This window comes from Moraxella catarrhalis, from assembly GCF_001656295.1.
GTDB lineage: Bacteria > Pseudomonadota > Gammaproteobacteria > Pseudomonadales > Moraxellaceae > Moraxella > Moraxella veridica.
Window position 1 is genome coordinate 22,869 of sequence record NZ_LXHE01000009.1, and the last position, 19,044, is coordinate 41,912.

Here is a 19,044-nt window from a genome sequence, read left to right on the forward strand (position 1 = left end):
TGTTCACCAAAGCACTTGATTTTTTTTGTGTTTGGGTTTAGTCTGTATGGCAAAGAAATGCATTGAGTTTATTTATGTCAAATTTCATTAGCAATCAATATCATCGTACTAAAGCCGCATTTGGATTAACAAATACTTTATTGAATGGTTTTCAGATGGTTTATGAAGCAAAGGCATATCGTTCCGATGTACCACGCAATCGATTGACGCCTTATGTGCAAAAATTTTGTCGAAAGATGGCGAATTCATTTGGTGTAAACGTCGTTCAAGTTGAGCCAGTTCCACAAAGGCACGGGCTTTGGGTTAGCAATCACGTCTCTTGGCTAGACATTCCTGTCGTCGGCAGCGTTGCGCCTGTTTTTTTCTTATCTAAGGCTGAAATTGGCGAATGGCCAATTTTTGGACGTTTGGCAAAAGCGGGCGGAACATTGTTTATTCAGCGCGGCTCAGGGGATGTGGGCTCGGTGAGTGATCAAATTGCAGAGTTTTTGAGTGAAGGATCATCGGTCGTCTTTTTTCCCGAAGCGACAACGACAGACGGTAAGCAGATTAAGAAAATATACGGTAAATTGTTAAAAGCTGCGATAGACACCGACTTACCAATCTGTCCGATGGTGATTGCATATGTGGATAAAGAGGGTAAACTGTCTGATAAAGCCGCTTATTACGGTGAGCGAACCATGGTACAAAGCTTAAAGTCGGTGGCAGATGCCCGAGGGATTACTGCGTATGTGTTGCCGCTTGAGCCCATTTATCCCGAGGGTCGAGATCAGCGCGAATTGACCGAAGTTTTGCAAGCAGTGATGCAAAGAGGTCTCAAAGACCTACATGAGCGTGTACTGACAGCTTAATCCATCAATAAAAAAAGCCCCAATGATGACCATTGGGGCTGTTTGATTAATCTTTTAAATCAATGACTTGTTGGGTCGCTTTGACGGCTTTTGACCGATCTTCTGGGCTGATCCATTGTGAAGGAGTGCCGCGAAGCTCATGGCTCATAAAATTCACCCAAATTGGCAGTGCAGCGACGCCACCGTACTCACTATTTCCCAAAGTCGACGGCGTATCAAAGCCCACCCAAACTACAGCCACATTGGTCGGATGAAACCCTGCAAACCAAGCATCCTTAGCAAGGTTGGTCGTACCAGTCTTACCACCAACATCACCACGACCCAAAGCACGAGCTCTACGACCTGTACCGCTGGTGATGACTTCACGCATCATATTGGAGATATTGTAAGCTGTTTGGTGAGAAAGTACGCGAGGCGCTTGGGTGGCAGCTACATATTGTGGCGCGCTTCTTGGGTGTAGTCTATCGCCAGCTGGTGTGCCAAGCTCGCCTGCTGGCTCTTGTGATCTATTGGCTTCAAATGATTCAAGTAATTTGGCATTGGTTGCTGAAAGATTTTCATTAAAGCAAAGCGCACAAGCTTGCTGTGGATTGGCTTGATAAATGATGTCATTGCCAAAATCATAGATTCTTTCGATAAAGTAAGGCTGAATGCGATGTCCACCATTGATGATGGTGGCAAACCCCGTTGCCATTTGTAGCGGTGTGGCGTCAGCAGCGCCCAGTGCCAATGCCAAGGTGGATGGCATGCGCTCCATCTCAAGTCCGCCCATGGCATTCATCAGGTGGCGAGTCTCATCGATGCCCGCCGAGCGTAGTAGGCGAATAGAAGGCGTATTGCGTGATAAAGCCAGTGCACGGCGTAGTGTCATATCGCCTGTGTAGCGTCCATCGGCATTTTTTGGTTGCCAACTGCCAACACGAATCTCTGCATCAGAGACCAAACTGTCTGGCGTGTGTTTGCCTGATTCAAGAGCTGCAGCAAAAACAAAAGGCTTAATGATTGACCCTGGTTGGCGATATCCTTGGATGGCGCGATTAAATTTGCTGTGATTAAAATGAAAACCGCCAACAACAGCACGCAAGGCGCCATTTTCAGGATCCAAAGAGATCAGTGCACCTTGAACCTTAGGAATGGATTCCATACGCCAAGCAGTTTTAGATTCATTGAGCGGAGAGATTCGCACAATATTACCAACCTTGACCATCTGATGCGCATTACTATAGCCACCACCGACACGGTTAGCATCATAGTAGCGACGCGCCCAATTCATACCTGACCAACCGATGGTCACAGTTTCTCCAGATTGAAGCTCAGCTTCAAAGCTTTGGTTATTGACCTTGGTGACTTTGGCAGGATAAATATGATCAAAATTTCTACGACCTTCAAGCGTTCCTTCTTCTGCTTCAACACCTCGCCAACCATGACGACGGTCATAATCACGCAAACCCCTCACCAAGGCAGTATTGGCTGCAAGTTGTGAGCTGCTATTGATTGTGGTTTGAACACGCCAACCTGAATCCATCACCGCCTCACCATAGCGTTCAACCAAAGTGGAGCGTACCATCTCTGCAACATAAGGCATATTTAGGTCAAGTTTTTCTTGATAGATATTTAGCCCCATTGGTTCGGCAATGGCAGCATCTTTTTCAGAAGCGGTAATAAAACCTTCTTGGTGCATGCGTCCGATAATCCAGTTGCGTCGCTCCATGGCTCGATCGGGATTAACCACAGGATTATAGGCTGAAGGGGCTTTGGGTAAGCCTGCAATCATCGCCATTTGGGCAATGGTCAAACTTTCTAGATTTTTGGAATAATAGCGGCGTGCTGCAGCTTGAATGCCATAAGTACCTTCACCCAAATAAATTTTATTAACATATAGCGTTAAAATTTCATTTTTTGTGAGTTCATTTTCAATTTTGCGGGCGATGAAAAGTTCGGTCAGCTTACGATTAATGGTACGCTCAGGGCTTAAAAAATAGTTTTTTGCCACTTGCATGGTAATGGTTGAACCACCAGTTTGAGCGTCATTATCGCTGACAACTTCGGTCAACGCTCGCCCCATGCCTTTAACACTGATACCACTGTGTTCAAAAAAAGTATCGTCTTCTGCCGCCAAAAATGCCTGAATCATACGCTCAGGAATTTCGTCAAAGGTGACAGGCAAAGAATAGCGATTACCATATTGTCCGATCAGTTTGTTGTCGGCAGTATAAATCTGTAGCGGCATCTCAAAGCGGGAATTGTCCAAATTATTGACATCAGGCAAAGTTGGCTCAAGATACATTGCCATGCCATAAAACCCAATGGGAAATGCTAAAATTAAGATTGCAAATAATGCCAATACGCCCAAAATAACTTTTGATAAAATGGCGATGAATGACGCAGAAAAAGTGTTTTTAGACATAAATTCTTTTGCTTGCTATAGACCTAATTTCTTATTTTACTAGGTTGTAGATAGAATAGCTAGTTTTTATTGGTAATTTCGTGTAGAGATGATTATTTGTGTGTTGGATAAATTTTTACCATTTTGTGTTATGCTAAAGCCACTTTATCAATGCTTGAGATGTGCAGACACCCTATGACTCGCATTAATTTGATCGCCCCAAAGGATTTAACAGATCAGCATTTGTTTGCCGAATTTCGAGAAATTACGCGTATTTTTAAGCTTGTACAATCCGCTGTCGCCAAGCATGGGATCAGCGACACGCTTAAAAAGATTCCTTCAAGCTATCGGTTGGGTGCAGGTCATGTGCTGTTTTTTTATGATAAGCTGGGCTTTATTGAAAAGCGTTATTTTGCGCTCAAAGAGGAGCTGATCGCGCGCGATTATCAATTCACGCCCAAAGACAGCATCGTGGGATTTCGCCAAAGCATTGATTCAAGGTTTTATCAAGACTATACGCCCACCAAAGCGGATTTAACACTCTCCATTGAGCGATTACTTGAAAAAATCGCTGCCAAACCGCAGTGGTATCGCAAGCAGGGCAATGTGATTGACGATACAGTGTATCAAGAGGGACTAAAAAATTTAATCACTGATTGTAATTAAGTCATCCGTTCAAATAACTTTGTACAATCAGTGCTTGAAAAAATAGGCACCATCCCTATCTTGAAAGATGAAACTTTGATAGGGAGACAACTATGACTAATCCGACCGCCCATCATTTTGAAGCTGAAGTTGCGCAGCTTTTGCATTTGGTGACGCACTCTTTATACTCAAATGCTGATATTTTTGTGCGTGAACTGGTGTCAAATGCCTCTGATGCTTGTGATAAGCTGAGATTTTTGGCAACCTCTGATGATAGCTTGTATGAAAATGATGGCGAACTTGCGATTCGTATTGATATTGATAATACTGCCAAAACCATTACCTTTAGCGATAATGGCATCGGTATGAATGAAGATGATGCCATTGAGCATTTGGGCACGATCGCCAAATCAGGCACCAAAGCCTTTTTGGAAAAATTATCAGAAAGCGATAAAAAAGACGGTCATTTGATCGGTCAATTCGGCGTGGGCTTTTATTCAGGGTTTATTGTTGCAGATAAGATCGTCGTTGAAAGCCGTAAAGCAGGCGAATCTGCTGATAAAGGCGTGCGTTGGGTGTCTGATGGTACGGGGCAATTTACCACCGAGAGTATTCATAAACCCAATCGTGGAACATCAATTACGCTATATCTTAAAGATGAGTATGCTGGCGGTAGCGAGAGTGAGACAAATTATTTAAACGACCATCACATAAAATCACTGGTAAATAAATACTCTGACCATATCAGCCTGCCGATTCAAATGCGTAAGCAAATTTGGCAAGATGAGCTGGGTGAAGATGGTGAGCCGACAGGCAAAGGTGAATACATTACTGCCGATGACTACGAAACAGTCAACCAAGCCAATGCGTTATGGACAAAAAGCCCAAGCGATATTAGCGACGATGAGTATCATGAATTTTATAAAAACTTAAGCTATGATTATGCCAAGCCCCTAGCCTATACGCATAATCGTGTTGAGGGGCGAGTGCAATATACACAGCTTTTATTTATTCCAAGTAAAGCACCCATGGACTTGTACGCTCGTGAACAGCAACATGGGCTAAAATTGTATGTCAAACGAGTATTTATCATGGAAGATGCTGAGCAGTTATTGCCCATGTATTTACGCTTTGTCAAGGGGGTGATTGATACTGCTGATTTGCCACTTAATGTTAGCCGTGAAATCTTGCAAGAATCACGAGATGTTAAGGCAATTCGTGAGGGTAATGCTCGCCGTGTATTGACGCTACTGTCAAGTCTTGCCAACTCTGAAGATGCCGATAAGCAACAAAAATTTGCCGATTTTTATCAAGAATTTGGCGATGTGCTTAAAGAAGGTTTGGGTGAAGATCAAGCCAACCAAGCACGCATTGCCAAGCTTTTACGCTACGCAACCAGCACCGATGAAGCGGTCGCGACAGGTTTTGCTGATTATAAAGCCCGCATGAAAGAGGGTCAAAAAGCCATCTATTATCTGACGGCTGATAATTTGGCTGCTGCCAAAAACAGCCCACAGCTTGAGCTGTTTAATAAAAAAGGCATCGAAGTGATTTTGATGACTGCGCGCGTCGATGAGTGGGCGATGAACTTTTTGCATGAATTTGATGGTACGCCATTGCAAAATATCGCCAAAGGTGCGGTTGATCTGGGCGACTTGACTGACGAAAATGAAAAGCAAGAAGCCAAACAAGCCGAAGAAAAAATGCAGCCTGTGGTTGAAAAACTTAAAGCTACGCTAGGCGATCGCACCAAAGATGTCAGAGTGTCAAGCCGACTGGTGGATAGCCCAGCGTGCTTGGTCGTGGGTGACGGTGAGCTCACGCCGCAGATGGCACAAATGCTCAAAGCCATGGGTCAAAGCGTGCCTGATGTCAAGCCTGTGCTTGAGATTAATCCGAATCATCCGCTGATCAATAAGCTTGAAACCAGTGGCGATTTTGACGACTTAGCACAAGTCATCTTTGATCAAGCATTGTTGGCTGATGGTGGTCAGCTTGAAGATCCAGCAGGCTATCTAAAGCGCGTTAATAAGCTTTTGATGGGCTAATTAAAGTTGATTTGCCAAACTGCTGTGGAATACCATGGCAGTTTTTTAGTGCGTATTTGGTCATTAAATCAACAAATGCTAAGCCAAAAACATGTCGGATAAGATACAAAATTTCTGCCCAGTGTAATTTTGCAATATGCTACAATGGTCAGACTTTTTGAAACTGACTTTCGAGAGTTCAATGGGTTTTTTCTCAAATTTTTTCTCAAATCTGGGCGCGTCTTTATGGATGCTTGTGGGCAGCGAGCGAGCGTTTAAGCTTGTCAAGCCAACATTTGCGCAAGCGGCTGCTTTTATGGTGGTGGCGTTATCGGCAAATATTTTATTTGCTTGGCTTGCTGCACCAAGTGACAGCTATTTTAATGAACAAGGTCTGATCAGTTACTTGGTTTGGCCAACCATCATTGTCGCCGCAGGCATCATCATTGCTCAGCGTTCACTGAATTACTCATTGTTGTTTGTGCCGGCAATTTTATGGTTGGCGGCGGATACCTTGCTTGTGCTATTTCAAAGTGGCATTCAGTTTCTTGAAAATGAAAGTCTATTGCCGTTTTGGCTGCACAGCATCTTACCCACTTTATTTTTATTATTATTTGTGTGGCAGACAGCGGCACTTTTGCTGATTTTTGCTAAGCGTTTTGATTGGCCTTGGTATGAAACCGTCTTGATGTTGATTGCAAGCATTGTCTTATTGGTTGTTTGGCAAAAAATACCATCAATCAGCCTATTTTTAAGATGGATGAAGTGGTGGTGGAGCTTGATGAATTGGCATTTTATGAACAAGCAGCGCTTCTACCTGATCAGCTGCAAGCGATGAAGGCGGGTCGTAAGGGTCGGCATGAATGGTATTTTTTGGGGGCAGCCAGCTACAGCGAGCAAGATGTCTTTGCCAGTGAGATCATTCAAGCACGCCAATTATTTGATGTCAGATTTGATACGGCAGGGCGTTCGATTGCTTTGATTAACAACCCAAGCACTTGGGGCGAGTACCCCATTGCCACACGCACCAGCATTGAGCGAAGCCTTGAGCATATCGGCGGACTGATGAACCCTGATGAAGATGCTTTATTTTTGGTATTAAGCTCACACGGGTCGGTCGATGAACATGGCGAGCCGATTGGTGAATTGGCGGTAACAAATCCCCCAATGAATTTGCGTCAGATTGATCCATTTTGGTTAAAATCTGCTTTGGATAAATCAGGCATTCGTTGGCGTGTCATTGTTGTTTCGGCGTGCTATTCAGGCACTTTTATCAATGCATTAAAAGATCCCTATACGATGATTATCACAGCGTCTAAGGCGGATAAAGCTTCTTTTGGCTGTACCGATGATGCGGATATGACTTATTTTGGTCGAGCATTTTTTAATGAAAGTCTGCCACGCTCAGATGGGATAATGACAGCTTTTTATGATGCCCTGCCCAAGATTAAAGAGCGTGAGATTTTGATGGGTTTTGAGCCTTCTGAGCCGCAAATGGTCATTGGTGAAGCGATGCAGCTTGCCTTGCCTGAGCTTCAAAAGGCGTTATTTCATCATCAGGACAATCCAAGCATCAACATTCCTTATGGATTGATTAATAAAGCGCCTGATACTGAGCCTGCCCCAAATTAATTGACTGTTTTCATCATGTCTTTAACTACCGCTGTTATGCTAAAGCAAACGGCGGTTTTTTTTGTCATTCAAAGGCGGTATTGGCGGAGTATTTGACCAACTATTTTTGTTTAAAATGGCGAGTATTCCCCCAAAAACCGCTTGTAATTTGCCCGAAATTTCGGTATATTACCTTTGCTTATAATATCACAATTTTTTATGATTTATAATTGATAAAGTGTATTTTACTTATCAATAAAAGCCAAAAACTGTTCGTCAAATCACATTGGGCGAACCTTGTTTCCATTAATCTAAGGGATTTATCACATGAGTATCCAATCTGTTGTAAAAAAAATAGAAAAAAATTACGCCCATCAACCCGAATTTATCCAAGCGGTTCAAGAAGTCGCTATGACGATTGAAGAAGCTTATGAGAGTAATCCTAAGTTTGTAGAGTTAAAGGTATTTGAGCGTCTTTGTGAGCCAGACCGCATTATTAACTTTCGTGTGAATTGGGAAAATGACCAAGGTGAGGTTGAGATTAATCGTGGCTGGCGTGTGCAGTTTAGTAACGCCATTGGACCTTATAAAGGCGGTTTGCGTTTTCATCCAACCGTGAACGAAAGCGTGCTAAAATTTTTAGGATTTGAGCAGATTTTTAAAAATGCTTTGACAGGCTTACCGATGGGCGGCGGTAAAGGCGGTTCTGACTTTGACCCTAAGGGTAAATCAGATGCTGAAATCCGCCGTTTTTGCTATGCTTTTATGCGTGAATTACACAAAAATATCGGCAAGGATATGGATGTTCCAGCAGGTGATATCGGTGTTGGCAGCCGTGAGGTAAACTATATGTTTGCGATGTATAAAAATCTGACGCGTAAGCATGAAGGCGTGTTGACAGGTAAGGGCGTAGGTTTTGGCGGTAGCTTGATTCGTAATGAAGCAACAGGCTATGGCTTGGTGTATTTTTTGGATAATATGCTCAAAGCCAATGACGATACCTTAGAGGGTAAAACTGTTTTGGTTTCAGGTGCGGGTAATGTTGCCCAACATGCTGCCGAAAAAGCCTTGCATCTTGGCGGTAAAGTCATCACTCTTTCTGACTCTCAAGGCACGCTACATGACGATGAAGGTTTCACTCAAGAAAAAATTGACTGGGTGAAAGCTCAAAAAGATGCACGCAAACCGCTAAGTGATTATGTCGAAAAATTTGGTGGTGAATGGTTGCCAGATACAAAACCTTGGCAGTTTGCTGCTGATATCGCATTGCCATGTGCTACGCAAAATGAAGTCTGTGAACAAGAGGCTAAGCAGTTGGTCGAAAGTGGTGTCAAATATGTTGTAGAAGGGGCAAATATGCCATTAGATGCCCAAGCGATCGATATCGTACGCAGTCACGGCATCACTTATGCACCAGGCAAAGCAGCTAATGCTGGTGGTGTGGCTGTTTCGGGTCTTGAGATGAGCCAAAACTCTGTACGCCAATATAAAAGTTTCTCAGAGTTGGATGAAAAACTACAAGGCATCATGAAAAATATCCATGATGATTTATTGTCTGCAGCAAAAGAGTACGGTAAAACCAAAGATGTGGTTGATTATATGACAGGTGCTAATGTGGCAGGCTTTTTAAAAGTTGCCAATGCGTTAGTCGCTTATGGCATTTTGTGATTGATTATTTTATCATCGATTGTTTTATCATCGCTGATCAAAAAACAACCTGTGTCAATACAGGTTGTTTTTATTTTAGATGAATGTAACTGGCGGTTTTTATTTTCGGTTTAATCAAGTATAATCAACCCCTTAAACGAATATGACCAAGGGTAATCAATTTGTGTGACACATGCATTTTTGTGTGACATATGTATTAACCAAAGGAGCTGATGATGGACTTTATTAAAACACGAGCCGCAGTTGCTTGGGCGGCAAATGAACCGCTGGTAATTGAAGAGTTGGATTTGATGCCGCCACAAGCTGGTGAGGTATTGGTTCGCATCGTAGCAACAGGTGTTTGTCATACAGATGCTTATACCTTATCAGGTGCTGATCCTGAAGGTGTTTTTCCTTGTGTGCTTGGTCATGAAGGTGCAGGTATCGTTGAAGCTGTCGGTGAGGGCGTAACTGATTTTGCGGTTGGTGACCATGTGATTCCGCTATATACAGCCGAATGTGGTCAGTGCAAAATGTGCTTATCTAATAAAACCAACCTTTGTTCGGCAGTGCGTGAAACCCAAGGTAAAGGCTTAATGCCAGACGGTACTGTTCGCTTTTTTAAAGAGGGTAAGCCAATTTATCATTATATGGGTACATCGACTTTTTCAGAGTATACCGTGGTATCTCAGTATTCATTGGCAAAGATTCAAAAAGATGCGCCCTTAGAAGAGGTCTGCTTGCTTGGTTGTGGTGTTACCACGGGCATGGGCGCAGTTTTAAAAACAGCCAAAGTAAAGCCGGGTGATACGGTGGCAATTTTTGGTTTGGGTGGTATTGGACTTGCTGCGGTGATTGGTGCTCGCATGGCAGGGGCTGGCCGCATTATTGTTGTTGATATTAATGAAGATAAGTTTGCCAAAGCACAAGAGCTTGGGGCGACAGACTGTGTTAATCCTAATAAATTTGACAAACCCATTCAGCAAGTTATCATCGAGATGACTGATGGCGGTGTGGATTTTTCATTTGAATGTATTGGTAATGTGGATGTCATGCGAGCAGCACTTGAATGCTGTCATAAAGGGTGGGGTGAGAGCGTGATTATCGGTGTCGCACCAGCAGGTGCTGAGATTTCGACACGCCCATTTCAACTGGTAACTGGGCGTGTGTGGCGAGGTTCGGCATTTGGTGATGTGAAAGGTCGTAGTGAGCTGCCTGGTATTGTCAGCCAATATATGCAAGGTGATTTTGCATTGAGTGATTTTATCACCCATACCATGCCACTTGACCAAATCAATGCCGCTTTTGATCTGATGCATGAAGGCAAATCAATTCGCAGTGTAATCCATTTTTAACTTGGGTGACTTATGGAATTAATCAGCTATCATAAAATGTTTGATGGCGAGCATCGCCGTTATCGCCATGTTTCTAAAGCAGTCCAAAGCGAGATGACCTTTGCAGTCTATCTGCCAAAGCAGGCACTTAAAGGTGCCTGTTTACCTGTATTATATTATTTATCAGGGTTAACCTGTAATGATGAGAATTTTTCGACCAAATCAGGCGCTCAGCAGTATGCTGCTAAGTACGGTATAATCTTGGTGATACCTGATACATCACCTCGTGGAGAAACCGTACCTGATGATGAAGCTTATGACTTGGGCCAAGGTGCTGGATTTTATGTCAATGCAACCGCCAGCCCTTGGTCAGCACATTATCAAATGTATGATTATATTGTTGATGAGCTACCTAGGCTGGTTGAGAAGAACTTCAATGTCGGACAAAAGGCAATCTGTGGGCATAGCATGGGCGGTCATGGTGCTCTACAAATTGGACTAAAAAACCCTGACGCTTATACCAGTATTTCTGCTTTTGCGCCGATTGTCAATCCGTCTAAGACGCCTTGGGGTCAAAAAGCATTTACAGCGTATTTGGGTGAAAAAGAGTCTGATTGGTGTGAGTATGACAGCACCTATTTGGTAGCCAAAGCAACCAAAGCTCCACCCATTCGCATTGATCAAGGCTTGGCAGATGATTTTTATCCAAATCAGCTGCAACCTGAACAGTTCGTTGCCGCTGCCCAAGAAAACGGTATTAAGGTAGAGCTAAACTTGCATGATGGCTATGACCACAGTTACTTTTTTATTGCAAGTTTTATTGAGGCGCATATTAAGTTTCATGCAAACCATCTTAATGCCTAAATTGGGATAAGGTGATTTGCATGATAAAGCATCTATTTAATTAATGATGATGCGAATGGCTTTGATCTGAATGCGATGAGTGATCGTGTTCGTGGGCAGGTGCTTCACCGTGATGTTGATGGCTGTGATGACCCGCTTGATCATGAACATGCTCGTCGCTGGTATGGTGATGGTGACCATGTTCTGCGTGGTCGCCATGCAATCTGTGCATGATTGGCATACTAAAGGCAATTGCCAATCCTGATATGAGCATGACCACACCGCTGAATTTGCGTAGATTAAATGCGTGGATTTTGGATTTTAGCCAAGCGATGACTGTGCCTGTGGCAAGTAGCATGGGTAAAGTACCAAGCCAAAAAAATACCATAAAGGTTGTCGCTGTCAATCCTACTTGACTGTCAGAGGCAAGTCCCAGTGCCACGCCTAATGCACCATAAACCAGCCCACAGGGTAAAAATCCCCAAAGCAGACCTGCAATCAGTGCCTTAGGCAAGCTATCCATCGGTAAAACTTTGGCGCGTAAAGGTGCCAGTGTATTCCAAAATCTTAGGCCTGCTTTTTCAAGGCGATTGAGTACTGGTAGCCCCAACATGAGCAGTGCAGCAAAAACCAAAGCACCGCCCAATAAATATTTGGGTAAGGCGCTGTTGGCCATTAAAGGTGCTAAAATGTGCTTACCCAAGGCTGCAACCAGTAAGCCTAAAATCGTATAGCTGCCCAACCGTCCCACATGATAGCCTAACATCAATAAAGTTCGCTTGGCGGGCGAGGTATTTTTCATGGAGATGCCAAAGGCTGCTACGATGCCGCCACACATACCCAAACAATGTGGTGAGCCAAGCAGACCCATACTAAAAGCAGCAAAAATTAGTGCAAATGTCATCGCTGTTCCTTATGAATACGATTTGTTTTTCGGCGTGCTTGTCGATCGTCTAAAATGATTTGTTCAGAGGCGTTATCCAAATCTTCAAATTGATTAGACTTAACTGCATAATAAATTGCCCAAATCGCCACTACAAACAGCATCAGGCTTAATGGGATTAACAGATAAATACTGAGCATGGCATGCCTCAGTTTATAAAAAATTAATCCCATTATAGCATAAATGATTTTATTTGATATATAAATTACTTCATCATTTTGGTTTTTTACCAATAAATGGCTGATGGGTTTGGCTTTAAAATTTGATATATCTAAATTTGGATAAGCTGATTAAGACAAGCAACTGACTGCGACAGCCTCATTGGCAAACGCCATGCGAGTATCATCAACGGTTGCAATGGTTTGCTGTTGATAGGGGTTATCTAGTAATGCAAATAATCGTGCCACTTCAGAAAAATCATCACGATGCGCAGACTCAATGGCGCGCTCTGCCATGTGATTTCTAAGAACATAGATTGGATTGACCGACTGCATGAGCGAAATGGCGTCAGCTTTGGTGGTCGTTTTCTGAACATAATTTAAATAATCATGTACCCACTCATGCCACTGGTTGTGTGCAGCATGAGGCAGGCTGTGCATCAGATTGGTCAGTAGCCCATACTCATGCTCAAATTGCTTGCTATGATCATCTTGATCCATCAAAGCAATCAGCGCACGAAAGCTGTTGGTATAATCCAAACGGTGCGCCTGCATCAAAGTTAGCAAGCGATAGCCAAGCTGTATGGCGGGCTCGGACATCTTAAGACCAAGCTTTTGACACAGTCCATCATGATAAGTGTCGGTAAAGACTGTTTCATAGGTGGTCAAGGCGTGATCAATCTCATCTTGGGTGATAAGCAGACCAAAAGTGCGATAGACCGTTGATAGATTCCAGCGTCCGATCATGGGCTGATTTTGATAAATATAACGACCTGTATGGTCTGAGTGGTTATTGATCCAAGTTGGGTCAAAACCTTCCATAAAGGCAAAGGGTCCAAAGTCCAGCGTAGAGCCCGTGATATTAAGATTATCGGTATTCATGACACCATGACAAAAGCCAACCAGCTGCCATTTGGCAATTATACGCGCGGTATTGGCAGCAATTTCGGTTAAAAATTCAGCGATATTAGCAGTATTTTGCACATCATCATACAAGTGCGGGTAATAACTTTGAATAATTTTAATGACAAATTCTTCAAAATAATCAGCCGCATACATCGATACCCACTCAAAATGACCAAGGCGTACATGGCAGTCGCTGACACGAAGTAGAGCGGCGGCATTTTCGATATATTGGCGCTGAATGCGGGTGTCAGACACGATGACACCGATGGCATCTGAAGCAGGGATATTTAAGCCATTGAGCGCATGGCCACCCAAATACTCACGGATAGAGCTTGCCATCATCGCACGCCCATCTCCGCGCCGTGAATAGGGCGTAAGTCCTGCACCTTTAAGATGTAAATCAATCAATCGACCCGTTTTTGCATCTTGTAATTGGGCGATCAATAAACCGCGACCGTCGCCCAATTGACCTGCCCATTGACCAAATTGATGTCCTGCATAAGCCATGGCGATCGGCTGTAGCGCATGAGGTGCGATGTCGCTGAGTGGTGCCAAAATACCTGAAATCACTGACAGCCAATCGTCATCGCTAAGCGCTGTCAATCCCAGCTGATCAATGAGCGGATGGTTGAGCGCGATGAGTTTTGGATTATCCAGTGGTGTGGGTGTGATGTGGCGGTATAGTCGCTCGTCATGTTTTAGATAATCATGCACAAATTTCATAAGTGAGCCGTTATTTATTATTAAAAAGAAAACCCTTTATCCAATATATAGATAAAGGGTGGAGAAAACAAGGCTTGGATATTAAACAGCTTTACCTTTGAGTTGTAGATATGCCTGCTCAACACGCTTACTTTGCTCTAAGATTTTAGTTTCAATTTGGGCAAGCTGTGCTTTGAGCTTTTCATCTGCTTCATTTAATCGGTCGGCTAATTCTGCACGCTTTAGCTCAATCGCTTTGGCTTTTAGGGCATGCCATTCTTCAACTGTTTTGGTAAATTCATCATACTCGGCACTGATACGCTCTTTAAAGGCAGCCAAACGCTCATCTAAACTTGGTTCGCCCCCTGTGGCGATGCGTTCTTGGGCGCGTTTAAACTGCATGGTCAGCTCTGCATGTTTGATGGTCAAATCATCGACACGCTTTAAATTACTGGCTAAGCCTACTTTGGCAAGCAGACCGATGATCCATTTGGTTGGGTCATATTGCCACCATTTGACGCCATTACGGTAGTCATATTGAAAATAGTGATGATAGTTATGATAACCTTCACCCCAAGTCACGATGGCAAGTAGGCCATTGTCCCGTGCGGTATTCTCATCGGTATAAGGGCGTGTACCAAACATATGGCACAGCGAGTTGATAAAAAAGGTAAAATGATGTGTCAACACCAAGCGTAGAAGACCTGCAATCAAAAATGTACCCAGCATATCCCCTGTGATCCAGCCAATCATCGCCAGAACAACAACATTGGTAGCAATTACCCAAAAACCATAATACTTGTGTTGTAGGGCAAGTAGCTTATCTTTTTTTAGGTCGGGGATATTTTTGTAATCATATTGACCGCTTGGGTATTTGCGTAGCATCCAGCCCATGTGGCTAAACCAAAAACCACGACGAGAAGAATACGGGTCGTCATATTCATCATCAACATGGCGATGGTGTGAGCGATGCCCTGAACACCAGTCAAATACTGAGCTTTCAACCGCCAAAGTCGCACCAAGTAATAAAATATATTTGACAACAGGATGGGCTTCATAGGATTTATGTGACCACAAACGATGGTAGCCAGCGGTGATAGACAGACCCGTCCAAGCCATTAAAATAGCAAAAGCCACCCAAACGCCCATGCCCACACCATGCGTCCATAGATACCAAGGCACGATAGCAATGGCAAGAAACAAGGTGGATAACAGCACAATGGCAGGTACCCAGTTGATGGGTGCTTGCTCAAACGCTTCAGAATTACGCTCAATACTCATAAAGGTAAGTATCCTATAATAAAGGTAACAAACTGGTATAATTTAGATAAAGTTTGTAAATAATAGAAAATTCATTTTGAATATTTACATAACATTGATGATAATTATATGTTGTCAGGCAAGTATTATCAATATATTCAGAAGAATTTCTATACGAAAATATGCTAACACAAAACCGTCCAAATGTGAACAATTATTCACATCATTTGTGGGTAAAATTGTAACAATCACGGCATCATTTGTTTGATATTTTGTGTTTTATTCATCATCAAATCATCAATAACAATGGTTTAATAATGCACGAGGTAAAAAAGTATCACCCATTTTTATTGTGTTTTGCTATAATCTTGGATAGTTATTTTTGTATTAAATATTTGTATTGAATAAAGGACATATCATGACCAATCGCAAGCAACAATTTGAGTTGCGGGAGATGCGTATTTTGCAAACAGCTGAGCAATTATTGCTTGACTCTGGCGAGGGGGATTTGACACTAGATAGCTTAGCTTTGGCATTGGATTTGGCAAAAGGAACGCTTTATAAGCATTTTGCCAGTAAAGATGAACTGCTGTTACGGATTTTGATTGATTATGAAAAGCGAAAACTTGATATGATTATTGTTGAAGACGGTGCTGGGGCTGGCGTGGCCCGATTGGTACTTCAGTTGGTCAATTTACCGCACCGTGCGATTTTATTTAATCATATTGAAGAACGCCTGTCATCAACAACTTCTGGATTAAACAAGATGTTTGCCCAATTATACCATGTACGCCGAGAACGAATGGTTCGTATGTCTTGTATTGTTCAAAGATATTTGACCGAACAAAACAGTCAGATGAATATTCGTGACTATATGGCAACCTTGTATGCGGTTGGGCAAGGTGGTGCAAGTTTGTTAAATTCAAGCTTTTATCAGCGTTATTTGGGTCGGCGTGATACCCTAAAGAGTGCTTTGGTGCGGCAGATGCTGGATTTACCAAAATTATATCCCAAGGCGGATAATCAGCCAGCAGATGAGATTTCACAAAGATTATTGGCGACCAGCCAAGATATGAGCGAAGCAGAAATTCTTGAGCTGGCAGAGGCGATTGGGCAGACCATCATGCCTTAAGCCTTGATTTACAATCGGTCAAATCTGATTGACTGTACAAAGACTAACAAGATGATGATTTGACCAATCTATTAATAAAAAATATCCCAAAAGTATTTGGGATATTTTTTGTCAAAGATTAAACATCTTCTTCTTTAAACTGTGGGACAGGTGCTTTAAAACCACGAGTTTTGACGCCAAGCCAGATAAAGCCAATGGCAGCCCAAAATAGACCCACTTCAAAGGTTAGTTTGTCAACCTTCAACCACATTAAAAACACACTGATAAAGCCTGCAATTGGTACGATGATATAGCTTAATACATCTTTTGCATTATGCACATATTTATTTCTAAAGACATAATGGAATAACACAGAAATATTGACAAAGCTAAATGCTGTCAAAGCACCAAAACTGATTAGATTTACCACCGATTCAAGTGTGACAAAGCCAGCGGTTAGTGCGACAACACCAGCGATGAGAATATTATTGACGGGTGTAAATAAAGTTGGGTGAATTTTACCAAAAATATTTTTGCTAATCACGCCATCACGACCCATCACATACATCAAGCGAGAAACGCCTGCATGGGCTGAGATTCCTGATGCCATGACTGTAACGATGGCAAATCCAAGTACCACCGCCTTAAATACCGCACCACCAACAGCCTCTAAAATTTCAGGTTGTGTTTCATCAACGAGTTTAAAATAAGTTTCTGGATGATTTGGGAAATACAGTTGCATAAAATAAGTGCTGATAATAAATACAACGCCAGCAATAAAAGTCGTTAAAATCATTGCTTTTGGTAGAGTGTTTTTGGCGTCTTTGGTTTCTTCAGCTAATGTTGAGAGTGCGTCAAATCCTGTAAATGAGAAGCACAAAATGGTTGCACCTGTAATGAGTGCTGCAACAGAGGTCATGCTGTCCCAAAAGGGTGCCATGCTCCAAAGATGATAAGCATTTTCAGGGCTAATGATGCCATCGGCATTTTGACCTGCGGACAGAGCATTGTAAGTTAAAAAAACAAAGACTGCAATGACAGCCAGCTGTACAAAAACAATCCAGCTGTTAAAATAGGCCACAGCTTTTGAGCCAAAAAGATTAACGCCTGTCATCAGTGCCGTCAAACCAATAACCCAAACCCAATGATTGACCGCAGGGAATAATGCTTCTAAATAAATTACCGCCAAAATGATATTTACTAACGGAGATAATAAATAATCAAGCCAACTTGACCAACCGACCATAAAGCCCATGGAAGGATTAATAGATTTTTGGGTATAAGTATAAGCAGAACCTGATGATGGATAAGCACGAATCATATGACCATAACTGATCGAGGTGAGCAAAATTGCCACCAATGCAAAAATATATGACATGGGTACATGACCGCCACTGTCTTTAGAGACCATGCCAAAAGTATCTAGTAAAGTCATGGGCTGAATGTAGGCAAGGCCAATAATGATCACATGCCACAAACTTAAATTACGCTGCAGGCGAGCGACATTGGGGGTAGAGGAGGTATTCAACGATGGTATTTCCTTTTAAGTGTGCATAAATGCAGCGAACACAAAAGAGAACTTAGCTTCATCGTGCCAAAAGATTTGGCGGTTGTTCGATTAGGCTATCTGCTCCGAAAATTTCAAGGGTTAAACAAAATAAAGAGGCTACCAATTTGACCTAATGTAACGGTAAATTGATAACCATGTAAGCGTGTGTGAATTTTAGCCTAAAATCTTTAATTTGTCAGCAATTTTTTGCGTTATTTTAGTGGTTTATTGTTAAAAATCTTATCTTAAATTTAAGCCAACTGTCTAACATCTGTGTATCAGCCACCCTTTAAGGTCAGGCTGCGACCGCCATCGATGGCAATAATTTGACCTGTTATGTAGGAGCTTTTTAGTAAAAATAAGACAGCCTGAGCAATCTCTTCTGGGGTGCCAATACGAGCAAGTGGAATAGAGGCGATGAGGTCGGATTTTATTTGATGGCTAAATGAAGAATGATGATTTTCAGGGAAAATATTCACACCAGGCGACACCCCATTAATCCGAATCTCGGGGGCAAGCTCGAGGGCTAGGCTTTGTACCATCATGCGGTGTGCTGCTTTTGCCATATTATAGATGGGATAGCCAATAAAAGGCTTAGCATCAGCATGAATATCCAATAAACTTACGATACAGCCGTGTGATTTTTTGAGGGCAGGCAATAAGGCATGACTAAGTAGTAACGGTGCTTTAGCATTGGTTAAGAATAAATTATCCCAATGCTTAAGCAGGGTTTGATGTGTATCGTTTAAATCACTTGGATAAAAACTAGATGCATTATGGATGAGCGCATCAATACGACCAAATTGGGCAATGCACAGTTTGCCAAATTCAGACAGTTGTTCTTGGTGATGAATGATGTCTAAATTTGCACAAAGCGTTGTTGCAGAATTTGGTCGAATTTGGTTGAGTGTGTGGCTTAATTTGTCCGCCTCAGCTTGACTGGTATAGTAATGAATGATGACATTAAAGCCATGTTGGTGTAGTAGATTTGTAATGGCAGCACCAATACGCTTGGCACCGCCCGTGATTAGAGCAGTTTTGGTCATGTCGATTCCTTGATTGTTGTTATAT

The 19,044-nt window shown here is 42.6% G+C and carries 16 protein-coding genes; 9 read left to right on the plus strand and 7 right to left on the minus strand.

Annotated features, from left to right (window positions below; all coding sequences use genetic code 11):
- Positions 1-74 precede the first annotated feature (74 nt).
- A complete protein-coding gene (locus AO382_RS04640) occupies positions 75-851 on the plus strand; it encodes a lysophospholipid acyltransferase family protein (RefSeq protein ID WP_064618580.1) in 777 nt (258 codons plus the stop codon).
- A gap of 46 nt (positions 852-897) precedes the next feature.
- On the opposite strand, the gene AO382_RS04645 is transcribed toward AO382_RS04640, so the two are convergent.
- Entirely contained in the window at positions 898-3,258 is a 2,361-nt protein-coding gene (locus AO382_RS04645; RefSeq protein WP_064618584.1) for a penicillin-binding protein 1A, read from the minus strand.
- 174 nt (positions 3,259-3,432) lie between these two features.
- On the opposite strand from AO382_RS04645, the gene AO382_RS04650 reads away from it, so the two are divergent.
- The 7 genes from AO382_RS04650 to fghA all read left to right on the plus strand — a co-directional run bounded on the left by AO382_RS04650 (position 3,433) and on the right by fghA (position 11,365).
- Positions 3,433-3,903: a pyrimidine dimer DNA glycosylase/endonuclease V gene (locus AO382_RS04650; protein ID WP_064618637.1), complete on the plus strand. Its 471-nt coding sequence runs from the start codon at positions 3,433-3,435 to the stop codon at positions 3,901-3,903.
- A 92-nt stretch (positions 3,904-3,995) separates the two neighbouring features.
- Positions 3,996-5,930 carry a molecular chaperone HtpG gene (htpG, locus tag AO382_RS04655; protein ID WP_064618585.1) on the plus strand — a complete coding sequence of 645 codons (1,935 nt, stop codon included), beginning with the start codon at positions 3,996-3,998 and terminating at the stop codon, positions 5,928-5,930.
- 181 nt (positions 5,931-6,111) lie between these two features.
- Complete coding sequence (locus tag AO382_RS11025) at positions 6,112-6,747, plus strand: hypothetical protein (RefSeq protein ID WP_227513627.1); 636 nt, start codon at positions 6,112-6,114, stop codon at positions 6,745-6,747.
- A complete protein-coding gene (locus tag AO382_RS11030; protein ID WP_227513628.1) occupies positions 6,630-7,541 on the plus strand; it encodes a C13 family peptidase in 912 nt (303 codons plus the stop codon). The genes AO382_RS11025 and AO382_RS11030 overlap by 118 nt, the downstream gene beginning before the upstream one ends.
- A 306-nt stretch (positions 7,542-7,847) precedes the next feature.
- The gene (gene gdhA, locus AO382_RS04665) at positions 7,848-9,188 is read left to right on the plus strand and encodes an NADP-specific glutamate dehydrogenase (protein ID WP_064618586.1); all 1,341 of its coding nucleotides are present in this window, start codon (positions 7,848-7,850) and stop codon (positions 9,186-9,188) included.
- Between the two features lie 215 nt (positions 9,189-9,403).
- Positions 9,404-10,522, plus strand: a complete 1,119-nt coding sequence (locus AO382_RS04670) for an S-(hydroxymethyl)glutathione dehydrogenase/class III alcohol dehydrogenase (protein ID WP_064611285.1) — start codon at positions 9,404-9,406, stop codon at positions 10,520-10,522.
- Positions 10,523-10,534: 12 nt separating this feature from the next.
- Complete coding sequence (gene fghA, locus AO382_RS04675; protein WP_064618587.1) at positions 10,535-11,365, plus strand: S-formylglutathione hydrolase; 831 nt, start codon at positions 10,535-10,537, stop codon at positions 11,363-11,365.
- 40 nt (positions 11,366-11,405) lie between these two features.
- Here fghA and AO382_RS04680 read toward each other — a convergent pair whose 3' ends face one another.
- The 4 genes from AO382_RS04680 to AO382_RS04695 all read right to left on the minus strand — a co-directional run bounded on the left by AO382_RS04680 (position 11,406) and on the right by AO382_RS04695 (position 15,334).
- Positions 11,406-12,248, minus strand: a complete 843-nt coding sequence (locus AO382_RS04680) for a sulfite exporter TauE/SafE family protein (RefSeq protein WP_064618590.1) — start codon at positions 12,246-12,248, stop codon at positions 11,406-11,408.
- A complete protein-coding gene (gene ccoS / locus AO382_RS04685) occupies positions 12,245-12,427 on the minus strand; it encodes a cbb3-type cytochrome oxidase assembly protein CcoS (RefSeq protein ID WP_064625159.1) in 183 nt (60 codons plus the stop codon). The genes AO382_RS04680 and ccoS overlap by 4 nt, the downstream gene beginning before the upstream one ends.
- A gap of 150 nt (positions 12,428-12,577) precedes the next feature.
- Positions 12,578-14,074, minus strand: a complete 1,497-nt coding sequence (locus AO382_RS04690) for a protein adenylyltransferase SelO (protein WP_064618591.1) — start codon at positions 14,072-14,074, stop codon at positions 12,578-12,580.
- Positions 14,075-14,155: 81 nt separating this feature from the next.
- On the minus strand, positions 14,156-15,334 hold the full coding sequence (locus AO382_RS04695; protein ID WP_064618597.1) for a fatty acid desaturase: 1,179 nt from the start codon (positions 15,332-15,334) through the stop codon (positions 14,156-14,158).
- 397 nt (positions 15,335-15,731) lie between these two features.
- Between AO382_RS04695 and AO382_RS04700 the strand changes: the two genes are divergently transcribed.
- Positions 15,732-16,445: a TetR/AcrR family transcriptional regulator gene (locus AO382_RS04700; RefSeq protein WP_181878869.1), complete on the plus strand. Its 714-nt coding sequence runs from the start codon at positions 15,732-15,734 to the stop codon at positions 16,443-16,445.
- A 118-nt stretch (positions 16,446-16,563) separates the two neighbouring features.
- Here AO382_RS04700 and AO382_RS04705 read toward each other — a convergent pair whose 3' ends face one another.
- Together AO382_RS04705 and AO382_RS04710 are read right to left on the minus strand one after the other, a co-directional pair.
- Positions 16,564-17,952 (minus strand): APC family permease, encoded by a 1,389-nt coding sequence (locus AO382_RS04705; RefSeq protein WP_064618598.1) that lies wholly within the window; start codon positions 17,950-17,952, stop codon positions 16,564-16,566.
- Between the two features lie 299 nt (positions 17,953-18,251).
- Positions 18,252-19,019 (minus strand): pteridine reductase, encoded by a 768-nt coding sequence (locus AO382_RS04710; protein ID WP_064618599.1) that lies wholly within the window; start codon positions 19,017-19,019, stop codon positions 18,252-18,254.
- Between the last annotated feature and the right edge of the window lie 25 nt (positions 19,020-19,044).